The 15,209-nt window shown below is 63.8% G+C and carries 14 protein-coding genes; 6 read left to right on the forward strand and 8 right to left on the reverse strand.

Annotated elements, in window-relative coordinates:
* Window positions 1-5: 5 nt before the first annotated feature.
* The 3 genes from JOE30_RS07815 to JOE30_RS07825 are packed head-to-tail and all read left to right on the forward strand — an operon-like array spanning window position 6 to window position 2,413.
* Window positions 6-767, forward strand: coding sequence for an SDR family NAD(P)-dependent oxidoreductase (locus JOE30_RS07815; protein WP_204865880.1), 762 nt, complete (start codon window positions 6-8; stop codon window positions 765-767).
* Complete coding sequence (locus tag JOE30_RS07820; RefSeq protein WP_204865882.1) at window positions 768-1,577, forward strand: enoyl-CoA hydratase/isomerase family protein; 810 nt, start codon at window positions 768-770, stop codon at window positions 1,575-1,577.
* Between the two features lie 5 nt (window positions 1,578-1,582).
* Window positions 1,583-2,413, forward strand: a complete 831-nt coding sequence (locus JOE30_RS07825) for an NAD(P)-dependent oxidoreductase (RefSeq protein WP_204865884.1) — start codon at window positions 1,583-1,585, stop codon at window positions 2,411-2,413.
* Between the two features lie 62 nt (window positions 2,414-2,475).
* Here JOE30_RS07825 and JOE30_RS07830 read toward each other — a convergent pair whose 3' ends face one another.
* Window positions 2,476-2,976 (reverse strand): hypothetical protein, encoded by a 501-nt coding sequence (locus JOE30_RS07830; protein WP_204865886.1) that lies wholly within the window; start codon window positions 2,974-2,976, stop codon window positions 2,476-2,478.
* A 339-nt stretch (window positions 2,977-3,315) separates the two neighbouring features.
* Between JOE30_RS07830 and JOE30_RS07835 the strand changes: the two genes are divergently transcribed.
* Window positions 3,316-4,308, forward strand: a complete 993-nt coding sequence (locus tag JOE30_RS07835; protein ID WP_204865888.1) for an SDR family NAD(P)-dependent oxidoreductase — start codon at window positions 3,316-3,318, stop codon at window positions 4,306-4,308.
* A 65-nt stretch (window positions 4,309-4,373) separates the two neighbouring features.
* Window positions 4,374-4,787, forward strand: a complete 414-nt coding sequence (locus JOE30_RS07840; RefSeq protein ID WP_307806287.1) for a nuclear transport factor 2 family protein — start codon at window positions 4,374-4,376, stop codon at window positions 4,785-4,787.
* On the opposite strand, the gene JOE30_RS07845 is transcribed toward JOE30_RS07840, so the two are convergent.
* The 3 genes from JOE30_RS07845 to JOE30_RS07855 form a co-directional block, all read right to left on the reverse strand.
* The gene (locus JOE30_RS07845) at window positions 4,788-5,480 is read right to left on the reverse strand and encodes a cytochrome c oxidase assembly protein (protein WP_204865890.1); all 693 of its coding nucleotides are present in this window, start codon (window positions 5,478-5,480) and stop codon (window positions 4,788-4,790) included.
* A gap of 335 nt (window positions 5,481-5,815) precedes the next feature.
* Window positions 5,816-6,019, reverse strand: coding sequence for a hypothetical protein (locus tag JOE30_RS07850; protein WP_204865891.1), 204 nt, complete (start codon window positions 6,017-6,019; stop codon window positions 5,816-5,818).
* Window positions 6,020-6,053: 34 nt separating this feature from the next.
* Window positions 6,054-7,490 (reverse strand): hypothetical protein, encoded by a 1,437-nt coding sequence (locus JOE30_RS07855; protein ID WP_204865892.1) that lies wholly within the window; start codon window positions 7,488-7,490, stop codon window positions 6,054-6,056.
* Between the two features lie 85 nt (window positions 7,491-7,575).
* On the opposite strand from JOE30_RS07855, the gene JOE30_RS07860 reads away from it, so the two are divergent.
* A complete protein-coding gene (locus tag JOE30_RS07860; RefSeq protein WP_204865893.1) occupies window positions 7,576-7,818 on the forward strand; it encodes a hypothetical protein in 243 nt (80 codons plus the stop codon).
* A gap of 600 nt (window positions 7,819-8,418) precedes the next feature.
* On the opposite strand, the gene JOE30_RS07865 is transcribed toward JOE30_RS07860, so the two are convergent.
* From JOE30_RS07865 to JOE30_RS07880, 4 genes are all read right to left on the reverse strand, one after another.
* Window positions 8,419-10,017 (reverse strand): NAD(P)/FAD-dependent oxidoreductase, encoded by a 1,599-nt coding sequence (locus JOE30_RS07865; RefSeq protein ID WP_204865894.1) that lies wholly within the window; start codon window positions 10,015-10,017, stop codon window positions 8,419-8,421.
* A gap of 74 nt (window positions 10,018-10,091) precedes the next feature.
* On the reverse strand, window positions 10,092-11,201 hold the full coding sequence (locus tag JOE30_RS07870; protein ID WP_239532312.1) for an NAD(P)-dependent alcohol dehydrogenase: 1,110 nt from the start codon (window positions 11,199-11,201) through the stop codon (window positions 10,092-10,094).
* Complete coding sequence (locus tag JOE30_RS07875) at window positions 11,198-12,679, reverse strand: aldehyde dehydrogenase family protein (RefSeq protein ID WP_239532313.1); 1,482 nt, start codon at window positions 12,677-12,679, stop codon at window positions 11,198-11,200. The genes JOE30_RS07870 and JOE30_RS07875 overlap by 4 nt, the downstream gene beginning before the upstream one ends.
* Window positions 12,676-15,168 carry a CaiB/BaiF CoA-transferase family protein gene (locus JOE30_RS07880; protein WP_275581291.1) on the reverse strand — a complete coding sequence of 831 codons (2,493 nt, stop codon included), beginning with the start codon at window positions 15,166-15,168 and terminating at the stop codon, window positions 12,676-12,678. Before JOE30_RS07880 ends, JOE30_RS07875 begins: the two co-directional genes overlap by 4 nt.
* Window positions 15,169-15,209 lie beyond the last annotated feature (41 nt).

Here is a 15,209-nt window from a genome sequence, read left to right on the forward strand (position 1 = left end):
CCGACATGGACATCAACGGTGCAGTAGCAGTGATCACTGGCGGCGCATCCGGACTGGGTAACGCCACCGCCATCGCTCTTGCGCAGCGCGGGGCACGCGTCGTGCTCCTCGACCTCCCCAGCTCCGACGGCGCCGCCGCGGCGCTGCGCATCGGCGACACGGCTCGTTTCGTGCCGACCGACGTCACCTCCGGCGACGAGGTCGCCGAAGCCCTTCAGGTGGCTGGTTCGCTGGGGCCGGTTCGGGTGGTCGTCAACTGCGCCGGCGTCGCGACCCCCGGCAAAGTGCTGGGCCGAAGTGGACCGCTGCCGCTGGAAGACTTCGAACGGGTGGTGCGCATCAACCTCGTCGGAACGTTCAATCTCATTCGCCTCGGCGCACAGAAGATGCTCGAAGTTGACCCCATCGGCGAGGAGCGCGGCGTCATCGTCGACACCGCCTCCGTCGCAGCATTCGACGGGCAGATCGGGCAGCCCGCGTACGCCGCGTCCAAGGGCGCCGTTGCCGCGCTGACGCTTCCGGTTGCTCGCGAGCTCGCACGCCACCAGATCCGGGTCATGACCATCGCGCCGGGAATCTTCGAAACTCCGATGATGGCAACACTTCCCGAAGAAGCACAGAAGTCGCTCGGGCAGCAGGTGCCACACCCGTCGCGGCTCGGCAAAGCCGCCGAGTATGCGGCCCTGGTCTCGCACATCATCGACAACCCCATGCTGAACGGTGAGACCATCCGGCTCGACGGAGCTATCCGGATGGGACCGAAGTAGATGACGACAAAGGTTCGACTCGATGTCACCGACGGCCCGACGGGCAGTATCTTCGCCATCGAACTGATCGATCCGGACGGTGGCAACACCATCGACTTCGACTTCGTCGACGAGTTGGCGGACGCCGTTCGAGCCATCGGTCCTTCGACCTCCTGCATCACGATCACCGCTCGGGGAAAGAACTTCTGCCTCGGCGGAGATCTGGCGGGGTTCGCCTCGGCGACTGCCCCGGACGACTACGTCGGGACTCTCGCGGTTCGGCTCCACGAGTGCCTCGAGGCCCTGGCATCATCCGGTGTACCCATCGTCGTCGGGGTGCAGGGGTGGTCCGCGGGTGCCGGAATGAGCCTTGCCTTGTTCGGCGACATCGTGATCGCCGAGAGATCCGCGAAGTTTCGCACGGCATACGGGGCAGTCGGCCTGACCCCTGACGGCGGCATGTCATGGTCTCTCCCTCGCGCAGTAGGTCGATCAGTTGCCATGGATCTGTTCTTGACTCGACGCACGCTGGGCGCGGACGAGGCTCGTACGCTCGGTGCAGTGAGCCGAGTCGTCGACGACGGCACCAGCGCAGACGCGGTGGCGGAGTTGGCGGCAACGATCGCAGCGAGTTCCGCATCTGCCGTTCGCACCACCCGAGCACTCGTCCACGAAGGTCTCACCTCGTCGTTCGTGGACCACCTCGACGCGGAGGCGCGCGCAATTCGTGAGGCAGCAGGCGGGCTCGACGGACGAGAAGGCGTGGCCGCATTCGTGGCACGTCGACCGGCACAGTTCTCCACGACCGGCGTGTCAACGGACCGAAAGTGACGACCATGACGACGAACAGCTTTGCAGGGAGAACGGCAGTGATGTCGGGTGGCAGTCGCGGTATCGGCCTCGCGATCGCACTCGAAATCGGTAGACGCGGCGGAAACCTGGTGTTGCTCGCCAAGACCGACACCCCCGACCCGAGGCTTCCCGGCACTGTTCATACTGCGGTCGACGAGATCGTCGCAGCCGGCGGACACGCCGTCGCGGTTGTCGGCGATGTTCGCAACGAGGAAGACATCCAGCGTGCTGCGACAACTGCAGTGGAGACGTTCGGCGGCATCGACATCGTCGTGAACAACGCCAGTGTCCTGAACTTGTCGAGGACGACGGAGCTACCGTTGAAGCGGTTCGATCTCATGCAGCAGGTGAACGTCAGAGGCACGTTCGCTCTGACGCAGGCATGTCTGCCTCATCTGGTCGAGTCGGAGAATCCCCATGTCCTGACGCTGTCGCCGCCCCTCAACATGTCGAGAGAATGGCTCGGTAAGCACCCGGGGTACATGTTGGCGAAATACGGCATGACCCTGGCGGCGCTGGGTATTGCGGCCGAGTATGCCGACGAGCAGATCTCCTGCAACTGCCTGTGGCCCGAAAGCACCATCGCCACCGCAGCTGTCGAGAATCTGCTCGGAGGGAAGGAAGGCGTCGCGCACTCGCGCTCACCGCAGATCATGGCCGACGCTGCCGTCGCCGTCCTCGGACGCAAGAAGGGCGAACTGTCGGGACAGACGTTGATCGACGTGGACGTTCTCGCGGAAGCGGGGGTCTCGGAACTGAGCATCTACGGCGGGATCGAGCCCATTTCCCTCGACATCTTCGTCGATCCTCGCTGATCGATGCGTCGGGCCCGTCGTGTCGGTTCACGACGGGCCCGCGGTGGTCTCTTTCGTCCTCGTCAGTCCCAATTGCTGTCGAATTCCGACACCATTCCCACATTCACCACACTGACCGTGCATCCGTCCGGCCCGGCGAGCCACGCATGTTCGGTCGCTGGAATCACGACAGAATCGCCCTGCTCCATGACGATTCCCCGTCCGGAGCTGAGGATAAACGTCACACTCCCCGCGACCACGACGTTGAAATCCAGAGAACTCGTGCGGTGCATGGGGCTTCGATACCCGGGACCGTAGCTGACCTGTCTCAACACGACCTGCCCGGGTTTCACGTTCGGCGTGAACGGTTCGTCGCCCGACACAGGATCATGCGTACCGTCGACCGCACCTCCGGCCGAGTCTCTCCAGAGCTCTGCCACGAAGCCGGAAGACGGTCCGAGATCTGGAACATCGACAACGCGTTCGCGCGTATGTTGTCCATCCGTCGTCGTGAAATGAAATGCACGTGGGGGCATTCCGTCACTCACGACGTACGACTTGCCCTCGGTGTCGGACGCCGTCACGATTCTCCGCATTGCGCTGCCTCTTGTCTGTAGTCATCAGTTCTACTGCTGGGAAATTTGCCATGGCTGCGGACGCGCATGTTCACGCTCGATCCTGCACCCGCGACATAGGTACGAGTCACCCTGAACAGGATACTCATTTCGTGTAACCAGGTGAAGTGGCGGTTGCAGGGAACCCCGTGCAGGCAGTTGACTCCGACGGCGGCCTCTGCCAAGCTTTGATCGATTAAGCATACTTAATTGCCAAGTTGACTGTTGCTTGTGAGCGCCGTCCGGGGTGCATGTCTCGACGACCCCCCGTGCGACCCGGAGAGATGAGCAACGATGAAAGGCGGGTCGATGACCGACATCGTGATGAACCATCGGACAGCAGTGGTGACTGGTGCCGGTAACGGCCTCGGCAGGGCGTACGCACTTGCCCTCGCCGAGCGTGGCGCGTCCGTGGTCGTCAACGACCTGGGGGCGAGCACGACAGACAAGGGCGCTGACCGCGCGCCGGCGGACGAGGTCGTGGCAGAGATTCGCAGATCGGGGGGCCGGGCCGTGGCTTCCTACGAGTCGGTTGCCACGGTCGACGGTGCGCGCGCCGTGGTTCAGCAAGCTCTGGACACGTTCGGATCGGTCGACATTTTAGTCAACAACGCGGGTAATCGCCGGCCATCGCCGTTCGCCGTGATGTCCGAGGAAGACTTGCGCGCAGTCCTCGACACCCACCTGATCGGTTCGTACCTCGTCACTCAAGCCGCATTCGGTCATATGAAGGAACGGACATTCGGCCGGGTGATCTTCGTGAGCTCGAATACCGCAGCCTTCGGCGGCACTGGTCTGAGTAACTACGCGACCGCGAAAGCTGGGATCCTGGGACTGGCTCGCGCCGTCGCTCTGGAAGGCCACGAATTCGGCGTGATTGCCAACACGGTCATGCCGATGGCGCGTACGCCGAGGTCGCAAGCCGCACACGGGGCAATCGTCGGCCTCGCCGGATCAGCGACCGGTCGGAATGCGACAACCGATTCAGTGCCGGGACCTCCGCCACTGACGACAGACGAGGTGGCACCGCTCGTCGTCGCGTTGAGCAGTGACGAGTGGACGGGGACCGGCTCCGTCTATTCGATCGGGTACGGACGGATCGCGGAGGTGTTCACGGCCGTGACGCGCGGGTGGTACCCCAGCGATCCATCGTCCTACGGAGCTCGGGACGTCATCGACAATCTGAGCGCGATTCGGGATCGCACGGAGTTCGGCGAGCCGACGTCCAGCCCGGACGAGCGTCAACTCATCGCTGCCTTCGCTCCGCGATCTGCGGGCACTGCCGGCGGGGCGACTTCGTGACGGGCGCCGACTCTCACCCGGAGGATGCACGGACCTTGCCGTCGCAGCTCCTGAGGCTTGTGGCGGTGCAGGAAATACAACGAGTCATGGCGCGCTACAGCCAGTTCGTCTCCGCGCGACGTTACGGCGAATGGGCGGGTCTCTTCGCTGCGGACGGGCAATTCACCGGTCCCGAGGGGGTGCGGGCAGAGGGAACCGAAGGCCTCGAGAAGTACATCCGTGCCTCGCACGCAGGATGGGTGATGAAGCAGATCACCACCAATTCTCTCATCGATGTCGACCTCGGCGAGGGAACTGCCACAGCATCTTCCGACTGGTTCGTCTTCCGTGTGGACGGAGGGCAGAACCGGGTCGCCGCGGTGGGTCGTTACGAGGACGAGTACGTGTTCACTGCTGGTCAGTGGCGGATACAGCGGCGCCATGCGGTCACGTTGAAAGACGGTGTCGTCGGCGAACCCACCGTTCCTGACGCTGGGTGATCACGCGACGCGAGCGCTCACAGTCCCTCGACGTTCGTTGTGAGGCAGCAGGATCGGAATCAGGAACACTGCCTCGACCAGCATCATGACAACGCCGCCCGCCCGTTGGTCGGCGATCGCGCCGAGGCCGCTGGTTCCGTGCACGTGCCCTGCCATGATGGGCTCCGTGGCGATGATGAGGGCAAGTCCGAGAATGCCGGCCGGAATGCCGGCGACATAGACAGTCAGCCGCCGGGTCTTCTCGATCTCGGGGCGTTCGTCGGACAGAATCGAGCACCACAGACACAGACCGACCAGGAGCGCTGCCGTGGACAACACGCCCGCCGATGTTCCGGTCACCGTGACGATGGGCAGATGCCAGAGGTACATCACGATCACGTAGCCGAGCGCGACAGGTACAGCCGCGACTCGAACAACTCTCGTGGACAATCTGATCCGTTGCCGGAGGAAGCCGGATGCGAGTGCCGGAGCGATCATGACGAGGATCATCACCTGCGTCATCATGGCAAGGTGCGACATGTCGGCAGCGCTGCGAACCGACGGCAAGAGCGCAACGACAACCGCTGACACCGCCGCCACTACTAGTGCTGCGTCGACCGAGACCTGAGAGAAGCGCGTGGTCAGGCGACGTCGCGACATCCACAGCGCCGCGCCGGCCACGCAGGCGGTCGCCAGTAGTGCCCACGTGCTCATCGATGGACTCGAACTGACGGTGTGGGCAGTCATGTCCATCGACGATCCGGCGTGGTGGTGATGACCACTCGTGCCGCCGTCTGATGCGATCGCGGGGACGGCAGGGGCCGAGGCTCCGCTTCCGTCGTCACGAAGTCTCGAGCCGACGAAGATCAACCCGCGAGCCACGATGAATGCAGCGACGAGTTCAGCCAGGGCCAGAAGGCCGACCCTCAGCAGCGTGGGTTCGGTCTGTCCACGTCGGGGTGCCGACCGGGGCCGCTCGGATGGTGCTGACATACACACACTTTCGTTGGCGTGGGTTGGGAGGCAACTCCATCATGAGCGCCCCGACATCACCTGCTCGCGTGGAATTCTCGTTGTGCCAGGCGATGGAGAGGCTTGCCGGGAGTGAGTCCGATCGCCTTGATCAACACGTACCAGGCGGGGACGCTGATCCAGTTGTCGACGATCACACCTGCGGTGGAATCCACCGTTCTCACCGCACCCAGCACGCGTGCGAGTGGTGACGGCGTCGGGTCCACGTTCGATGAGGTCATAGCTGTGTTCTCCTGTTTCTGGTGAATCCGCGGGTCAGGTGCTCGCGGAGACCGGGCGGGACAGTGATGTCGTGGAAGCCGGTTCGGTCGACCGGGCTGAGGCAGGACTGATCGAGACCGCTGTCCGTCCTGCGAGTTCCACTGCGACCGTTGCGGAACCGTCCGCATCCGCCACGAAGTTCGATGTCCGGCCACCGGCGTCGACCACATACCGCGAATGGGGAGTCAGCCGAGCGAGCGTCAGGTCGGTGGTCGCCTCGCCGGAGACCGGGTAGAGGACCAAGTCGAGATTTGTCCCGTCGGTCTCCGCCCGAGCCACCATCGCGTCGGCATAGGCAACCGCGTCGAGGACAGGCCCGTGCAGCCAAGAATCCGGCAATCCACGTTCGATCAGGTCGAGCCAACCGCCCTTCCTGTTGAACGCGCTTTTTGCCACGAACGCAGTAGCTTGGAGCGAGGCCCCTTCGAAGGTCAGCCGGCCGTGATCTCTGGTGACCCTCGTCGTCTCGAACAATTCGTCCCACGCGGCCTGCGCCAGCTTCTCGTCACCGGCCTCACGCGCGGCGTCGATGATGCCGCCGTACTGGAGAACTTTTCCGCTGCCGGCGTTGCCGGGGTCGAATCCGCTCGGTAGGTCTTTGAACACCGTGCCGGTCGGGTCCCCGTTCTCGTCGAAAGTCGATACGCCCGCGCGGGTGAGTGCCCAACCGCGGTCGGCGAGTTCGGGCGTCAGTGGTCGCATCTCGGTACTGTTGAACGGCATTGCGCCGTTGCCGTACCCCGTACGCGTGGACTTGAACATGTGCGAGGTTCCGTCAGGCCGATGGAACTCGACGTCCATCGACTTGGTGAAGCCGTACTTGATGCGGTCCCAATACCCCGTGCCCGACATCCGGTCGTGAATGCGGAAGGTGTTGGCACCGGTGCCGTTGCAGTAGGGATAGACCCAGTTCGGTTCGCACGCGATCATCGACCACGGTGACCTGGAGATGTCGTCCACGATCGCATCGCAGATGGTGGTGAGGGAATAGTCGAACGAGTTCTCGTCGTTCCACCGAAACTTCACTGCTCCGGGCTCGGTGTAGCGCATGTCGCCGGTCGCGGATTGATATGTTGCGATCTGCAGGCCGAAAAATCCTGTCAGCATGATGTTCTGTTTGCGGACGGGGTCCGGATTGTTCTCCAGATTTCCCCAGAGGTTCTCGAGCCACCAGTAGCTCCACACCTTGCGTTGCTGGAACTTCTGGATCAGCTTGCGTTGCGCTTCGCTCAGGTAACCGTGGAAGGCCGGCATTCGGCTGTACTGCAGCATCGACAGTGCCCAGCCGAGATAATTGAGCTGATAGCGGACCGCAGAAGGCTGAAACTGCTCGAGGATGTCGTAGTTCGACCAGTCACCGTCATCCTGCAATGCGACATCGAGAACAGTGCGAGCGAGCAGCAGCTCATCGAGAGTCAGTTCGTCGGCCACGTACGGCTCGGGCCGGTCGTCACCGCGGAGTGGGGGAGTGAAGGTTTCGAGGTACTTGTTCGTCTCCTCGGCGACGGCCTGCTGCTTGACGAAATCCTCTCGGATGCGGCCGACCAACCACGCGGTACTGCCGACCACCAGCAAGGGGACCACCACCCGAGCTGCGTCCGAGACCCTCGCGGACCCGCCCGCGTCCTTGCCCGCCGACGCCGCACTACCCAGCCACACGAGCGGCGTCATCAGCATGTTCCCGCTTCCGATCCACACGATCAGTCCGGTCGCGCTGGTGAGAGCTGACAGCAGCGCTTTCACCGGCTTTCGGGTGTAGGCCTGGCCGCCGCCCGGTGCCATCAGCCCCAGTCCCACTGCCCTGGCGCGCTTGCTGCGTCCGAAGACGTTCAGCGCCAATCCAGCCGCCTCGACAGATCCCAGGATGATGAACGTTCGGCGTTGACGCGCCTTCGTCAACGGTCCGGTGCGGTGATCTCGGTGAGGGATGGTGATCGACGAGGGATAGATCCCGGTCTCGGTCGCCTGTCTCTCGGGGCTGTCCACGCTCCTGAGCTTCGGCGCAGCGATGGTGGCCAGACCGCCCAGAGCGCCGACTGCAAGTCTCAGCGGTCCAGCCGTTCGCCGTCGCGTTCTTCTGTTCACGGGCTTCGACTCCTCGTCGGCTCGAATCAGCTCGGACCGAGTTGTCCGGCTGGGTGCTTCTTCTCAGGCTTCGGACGCTTTCCGTGCGCGACGACGCTCGGCGTCGATCACGATGTCGTTGAACGACGGTTGTCCCTTGCGGATCATGCGCGTCTTCAGTGAGGTGAAAAGGGTCATGACGAACAAGCAACACGCCATCGTCGACTTACCTCCGAGATGAGCCGGCGGTAGTACGCCGGTCGAACGAGTGCTGGCACGGTGCCAGCGCCCTGCGTCAGGAGAACACAAATCCTCGGTAGCCCTCTGCGGCAATCTCGTCGCACATGGCCCTGAAGTTGCCGACACCACCGATGTAGGGCATGAACACTCGGGGCTTTCCCGGTATGTTCGCGCCGACGTACCACGATGAGCCTGTCGAGAAGAGTGTCGTCTCGCCGACCTCTGCGACATGACGTACCCACTCTTCCTGGGCGTCGAAGTCCGGATGAGAAATTCGGTATCCCTTGTCTTTCATGAACGTGATGTGGTCCGCGATGAATTCCACGTGCTGTTCGATCGACACGACCACGTTGCCGAGCACCGACGGGCTCTGCGGACCGGTGATGATGAACATGTTCGGGAATCCGCTGACGGCCACTCCCAGATACGTCTTGGGACCGTCGCTCCACTGATCCCGGAGGGACGTGCCGCCCTGTCCGCGTATGTCCACGGCAAGAAGTGCGCCGGTCATTGCGTCGTACCCAGTGGCAAAAACGATGGCGTCGACCTCGATCCGGTCTCCAGCCGTCGCGATACCGTCAGCAGTGATTCTTTCGATCGGTGCGGAAGACACGTCGATGATGTCGACGTTGTCCCGGTTGAATGTCGCGTAATAGTCGGTGTCGACGCACACTCTCTTCGAGCCCAGCGCAAACCCTTCCGGTGTGAGAATCTTTGCTCGATCTTTGTCCGCCACCGACTCCGCGATCTTGCCGCGAACGAATTCCGCTACCGTGTCATTGGCTTTCGGTGACGTCATCAGGTCCCCGAACGCGTTCATTATTCGGGCGCCACCCATCGACCAGTACTGCTCGTACCGAGCAGTTCTCTCCTCGTCGCTCACGTCGAACGCGCTGTCCGTGCTCGGAGGATAGGGGGCTCCGGCTGCCGAGTTCCTGCTGGCCACTCGAAGGGAGGCGTAATTTGCCTTGACATCGGATATCTCGTCGTCGGTCAACGGAGTGTTGCGAGCGGGCATGCTGAACGACGGGGTCCGCTGGAGAACTGTGACGTGCTCGGCCTGGCGAGCGATCTCGGGTATGACCTGTATTCCGGAAGAGCCGGTGCCGATGATCGCGACAGATTTTCCTCGGAAGTCGACATCATTTTCCGGCCAGTTCCCCGTGTGGTACGTCTCGCCTGTGAAGTCGGTCAGTCCGGGGAAATCAGGGATCTGGGCGGCCGACAGGTTGCCCGACGCCATCACGAAGAACGTGCTAGTGAATTCGTCGCCCCGGGCCGAGGTCAGATTCCACGACGTCGAGTTGTCGTCGTACCGTGCTGAGACGATCTCGGATCCGAGGCAGATGTCGTCGCGCAGATCGAAGCGGTCTGCGACATGGTTCAGGTAGGCGAGGATCTCGGGTTGGGTGGGGTAGCGCTCGGTCCAGTTCCATTCCTGATCCAACTCGGGAGAGAAAGAATAGGAATAGTAGAAACTTTCGACATCGCACCTCGCGCCGGGATACCTGTTCCAATACCACGTGCCGCCGACACCGTCGCCACGTTCGAAGACCTTGGCGTTCAGTCCCTGTTCACGCGCTTTGTGGAGCATGTACAGGCCGGCGAATCCTGCACCTACGATTGCAATGTCGAGAGTTGGTTCGTGATTCATCCGACCTGTCTTTCACGTTGGTGATCAGAAGCTTTCGGGATGTGGAAATGGGGCGTAGACGACTGCACGCGTCGTCACTGCCCCGTCGAGAACGTCAGCACCGGCTTGATCGACGCCCCGCTCACGGCGCTCGATACCGCGTCGTTGATGTCACCGAAATCGAAGCGGTGCACGATGTGGTGCATCGGTAGGTGGCCTTCCTGATGAAGGCGAACCAGCCTGGGAATCATCACTTGTGGGTCGGCATCGCCTTCGATGCAGCCACGCACAGTCTTTCCACCGGCGATGAGATCCTGCACGTCCACGCTGACATCGGCCGGCCCGGTCCCGACGACGACGAGTGTGCCTCCTCGGCGTAGCGACCGGGCTGCGCCGCGGATGACCGCGGGGTTTCCCGTCGTGTCGAAGGCGTGGGTCGGTCCGCCGTCCGTCAGCTCGTCGACAGCGTTCGCGATCTCGGGATCACCGCCGTCGAGGACGTGGGTCGCGCCGACCTCCAGCGCAGTTTCCAGTCGTGAAGGCGACATGTCGACGCCGACGATCTGTCGGGCGCCGAGATACGAGGCGGCCATGACGGCCGCCATACCAACGCCTCCCAGGCCGTACACGATGACGCGTGAGGTCGGGTCGGGTCGAAGGATGTCGAGGATCGCGCCGGCACCCGTCTGGACGCCGCATCCGAACGATGCCATCTCCACCAAGTCCGAACCCGGCGCGACGACGACAGCGTTTCGGCGTGCCGTGACGGCATGCCGGGCGAAACTCGATTGTCCGAAGAACGACCCGAACACCACCTCTGCGCCGTGTCGCAGGGTCGCGCTTCCGTCCAATCGCCGTCCGGAGACGTTGGCCTCGGCGAATCTCGTGCAATAGGCGGGGCTGCCTGCTGCGCAGGAGTCGCAGAGACCGCATGACGCGAAACTGATCAACACGCAGTCACCGACGGCGACGTCGTGCACATCCGCCCCCACCGCCGCCACTACACCGGCTCCTTCGTGACCGAGGACGGCCGGGGTGCCCGCCGGGCTCATCGCGCGAGCCACGAGGTCGGTGTGGCAGATGCCGACGGCTTTCATCTCGACGAGAATCTCGTCACCTTGCGGGAGGCTGAGTTCGACTTCGTGGATCCGAAAATCCGAGACGGTGTCGAAACTGAGTGCAGCGTCGGTCTTCAGACAGCTCATCGGCCGATCTCTCGTAGCACCTCGGAATGCGCGTGCGCGATGCGACCGCGGATGTCAGCTGCCGCTTCCGCCGTCATGGAGGGTGGTCCGATCATGCCGACGACACCGCCGGGAATCTCGGACGACGCGACAGCACGGTGGTGGCTGAACGTGTCGAAGCCGGCCTTTCCGTGGTAACTCCCCATTCCGCTTCGTCCGACTCCGCCGAAGGGGATGTCCGGGAGCATGGCGTGTACGGCGAAGTCGTTGAGGCTGATACCGCCGGATATGGTCCGGCTTCTGAACTGTCGGAAGGATGGGCTGTTGTCGCCGTACCAGTAGGCGACGAGCGGCGACGGTCGCGTTGCGATGTACTCGATGACCTCATCCATGGACGAGTAGGGCATGACGGTCAGGACGGGGCCGAAGACTTCCTCGCCCGCCACATCCATCTCGTCGGTGACGTCGAGCAGGATGGTCGGTGCGATTCGACGAGTGTCGGGGTCGGGAAGCAGCGCGCGCTCGTCCTCCGGTACGGCCTCGACGGCCCGTGCCCCCTTCGCGACGGCGTCGGCAATCAGACCGGTCACCCGTCGAAAGTTGCGGTCGTCGACGATGGAGGTGACGGCGGTGTCGGTGGAGTAGTGCGGGTGAAGGGCGATGAGACTCGACGTCAGCGCAGCCACCAGCTCGTCTACTCGACTCGCCTGCACGAAGACGTAGTCGGGGCACAGGCAGACCTGGCCGCCATTCGACATCCGAGATCCGGCGATGCGTCGGGCGGCTTCCTCGATGTCCGCGTCCTCTGCGACGACGGCAGGATTCTTGCCTCCGAGTTCGAGAGTGACAGGTGTCAGGTTCTCGGCGGCTGCCCGCTGCACGATCGTGCCGACCGCAGGCGAGCCGGTGAAGAAGAGATGACCGAAGGGAAGGGACGAGAAGGCTGCTGCGACGTCCAGGCCGCCGGTGACGACCACGAGCTCGGAGGGATCGAAGTACCGGGACACCGCCGCCGACAGCACCGCACCCGCACGGGGACCGCCGTCGGAGAACTTGATCATGACGCGGTTTCCGGCCGCAATGGCCTCGGCCGCAGGATGAACCACGAGGCTGACGGGGAAGTTCCACGGGCCGACGACACCCACGACCCCCAGCGGCACCGCATCGATCTCGGTGGGAATCCCGGCTTCCGCCGATCCCGCGACCACGACCGGCGTCATCCAGTTCTCGAGACTGTCCTTCAGGTGGGCGATGTGATCGACAGCGCCCACGACGTCTGCGCTCAGGCTGAACGCGAGGGGGCGATGACCGAAATCGGCCGACATGGCCTCTGCGAGATCGTCGGAGGCGCCGAGGACCGCAGCCAGTAGCCGGTTGAGCCGGTCCTTGCGCACCTCGATCGACGGCGGTCCCTCGCGTAGGTGCGCCGAGCGCTGAGCGTCGAACAGCGGTCGCAGGTCGGCAACGGTCTGCTCGCGGGGCTGAAGTGTCGTGGTCATGAAGGGTCGAGCCTCTCGTCGTGCGTGTGCGAACTGGAGATGAGTTGATCGTGCGAGAACGCCGAGTGCTGCGGTGTCGTCTCCACGACGCCTCGTGACACGAGGTCGTCGATCGTCGAACGGTCGAGCCCCAGCACGGAACCGAGTAACTCGTACGAGTGCTCGCCGGCGAGTGGCGCGGGCCGCTGCGGGGCGTCGGCCACCGCGGTGAAGAGGGCAGGGAGGTTCTCGGCGGGTAACGCCTGCGACAGCAACGGATGGTGCATCGACCGGAAGAAGTCACGCTCGGTCAGATGTTGGTCGTGAAGCAGTTCGGGAACTCTGAGCATCATTCCGGCTGCGATGCCGGCGGATTGGAGAAGATGTGCTGCCTCCCGAGGCGTCCGGGTCCGGGTCCAGGCGGCGACCACCTCGGTGATGTGATCACGGTTCGCGTCGCGGTCGGCAGCGGTCGCGAACCGAGGATCGCTCGCTGACAGAGGGATTCCGATGACAGTGCTCAACCGGCGGAACGCGTCGGTTCCGGCCACGTCGACGACGACCCACTCGTCGTCGCCCAGGCACGGGAACACCCCACGTGGTGCGTCGCCCCGGAGCTGGTTTCCTGCCGCGGTGAGAGAGCCCGGACGCATCGATTCGACCGCGAACGCCGGCCCCAGGTGATTCAGGATCACCTCCGCTTGAGCGACGCTGACGGTTCCTCCTCGTCCCTCTCGCATCCGTCGCAACAGGAGTGCCAGCACGGCACTCGCCGCGACACGAGCCGCGGTGTGGTCGGGGTAGATCGTCGAGGCATCGCTGAAGCCGTCACCGGATTCGGGGTAGCGCCACAGAGACGTGAGTCCGGTCTCGGACCGGACGAGGGGGCCGTATCCCATCCGTCTGCTCCACGGACCCGTCTGGCCGTACGCGGAACTGTCGGCGACGATCAATCGCGGGTTGAGATCGCGGAGGACGTCCCACCCCAGTCCGAGCGACTCCATGGTTCCGGGTTTGAAGTTCGAGAGGATCACATCGGACTTCAGCGCGAGCTCCTTGAACAACCGCAGTCCCTCGGGGGAGCGCAGGTTCAGGCCGAGGCTCCGCTTGTTGCGATGACCCCAGGCGAATCCTGCTGAAATCGGTTCTGGTCCCGGGTTTTGACGTCCTCCGTCCGGGAACGCGCTGTTCTCCACCTTGATGACGTCAGCGCCCAGATCAGCGAAGAGCCGTCCCAGCTCGGCGCCCATCACGATGACACCCAGATCGAGCACACGAAGGTCGGAGAGGGGGTGACGCCTGGTCGGTGCCACCGCGGAGATCGGAGCCCGAACGGCTTCGATCTCGGCGAGTTCGCAGAGCGCGTCCGCCTCCGCCGAGATCTCGTCGTGGTGCTCGTCGAGACCCGGTGCCGGACGCCGGACGCCGGCGCGCTCTCCGTCGATGACTACCGCCCCGTTCGGGACCACGGCCTCCCCGAAGGGCGTCATGATGCGCACGAATGCGCCGCGTTCGTCGAAATGGTCGCACGCGAGGACTTCACTCGGGTCGAAGATTGCGGCCACCGGAACGCCGTAGGACTGTGCTGCGATCACGATCTCCGCACGGTGGAGAGTGGCGAACAAGTGTTGGATCGCGGGATAGATGATCGGTGCCGCGGCGAAGCGCTGCGGCAGAGACATCAGCTCCGGGTCGCTGAGCTCGACGGGTCTGCCGAGCCAGTCGAACATGCCCATCCATTGACGTGGTGCCAGCATGCAGATGCGCACGAAGCCGTCTGCGCAGGCGAACACCGGGTACAGGTGGCGGGCATCGGGACGGTCGCGCGGGCCGTCCGCGGCGGGGACACCGCCGGTTGCAGATCCACCCATTCCCCAGCCGGGATCCATTGTCTGAACCAGGGTCTCGAAGAGGGACACATCCACGTGGCCCCCGGTGCCTGTCTGGACACTACTGAGATAGGCCACGAGAACCGCCCATGCAGCCTGGGACGCCGCTGACTCGACGGCGATGGGCGAGGGCGGCAACAGTGGCTGCTTTCCCGGAAGGCCGGATCTCGAGAGCTCGCTCGACATGGCGTTCAGTACTGCGTCGGTAGCGATCCAGTCGCGATAGGGACCCGTCTGGCCGAATCCCGTGATCGACGCCACCACTGCCTGCGGGACGCGATCGCGAAGTGCGGAAGGGGAGACGGCCAGCGTGTGATGAAGGGCCGGTCGAGAGTCCTCGACAATGATCTGGCAGGTCCCGGCGAGTCTCCAGAACGCCTTCTGGTCGGCCTCGTCCGTCAGATCGAGCGCAATGGACCTCTTGCCGGTGTCGCGAACGAACGAGGCCGATGGTCCGTCGGGGGACGCGTGGTCTCGCGGTGCGGAAAGGTCCCGCACCTGAATGACGTCTGCACCCAACTCACCGAGGAACCGCGAAGCCGAGGCGCCTGCACCTGCGCACATGTCGAGTATTCGAACCCCGTCCAGAGGTGAATCGCTGACGGTCGACGATCTCGGCATTCATGCTCCTGCTGTCGGAAAAGTGTGACGCCCTTCACCCT

Origin of the sequence: Rhodococcus sp. PvP016, assembly GCF_017832185.1 — a bacterium.
Classification (GTDB): Bacteria; Actinomycetota; Actinomycetes; order Mycobacteriales; family Mycobacteriaceae; genus Rhodococcoides.

What these genes read in the sequence shown, in the direction of transcription:
- JOE30_RS07815 (WP_204865880.1), top strand. Translation starts at nt 6, where the DNA reads ATGGACATCAACGGTGCAGTAGCAGTGATCACTGGCGGCGCATCCGGA.
- JOE30_RS07820 (WP_204865882.1), top strand. Translation starts at nt 768, where the DNA reads ATGACGACAAAGGTTCGACTCGATGTCACCGACGGCCCGACGGGCAGT.
- JOE30_RS07825 (WP_204865884.1), top strand. Translation starts at nt 1,583, where the DNA reads ATGACGACGAACAGCTTTGCAGGGAGAACGGCAGTGATGTCGGGTGGC.
- JOE30_RS07835 (WP_204865888.1), top strand. Translation starts at nt 3,316, where the DNA reads ATGACCGACATCGTGATGAACCATCGGACAGCAGTGGTGACTGGTGCC.
- JOE30_RS07845 (WP_204865890.1), bottom strand. Translation starts at nt 5,480, where the DNA reads ATGAGCACGTGGGCACTACTGGCGACCGCCTGCGTGGCCGGCGCGGCG.
- JOE30_RS07850 (WP_204865891.1), bottom strand. Translation starts at nt 6,019, where the DNA reads ATGACCTCATCGAACGTGGACCCGACGCCGTCACCACTCGCACGCGTG.
- JOE30_RS07865 (WP_204865894.1), bottom strand. Translation starts at nt 10,017, where the DNA reads ATGAATCACGAACCAACTCTCGACATTGCAATCGTAGGTGCAGGATTC.
- JOE30_RS07870 (WP_239532312.1), bottom strand. Translation starts at nt 11,201, where the DNA reads ATGAGCTGTCTGAAGACCGACGCTGCACTCAGTTTCGACACCGTCTCG.
- JOE30_RS07875 (WP_239532313.1), bottom strand. Translation starts at nt 12,679, where the DNA reads ATGACCACGACACTTCAGCCCCGCGAGCAGACCGTTGCCGACCTGCGA.
- JOE30_RS07880 (WP_275581291.1), bottom strand. Translation starts at nt 15,168, where the DNA reads ATGCCGAGATCGTCGACCGTCAGCGATTCACCTCTGGACGGGGTTCGA.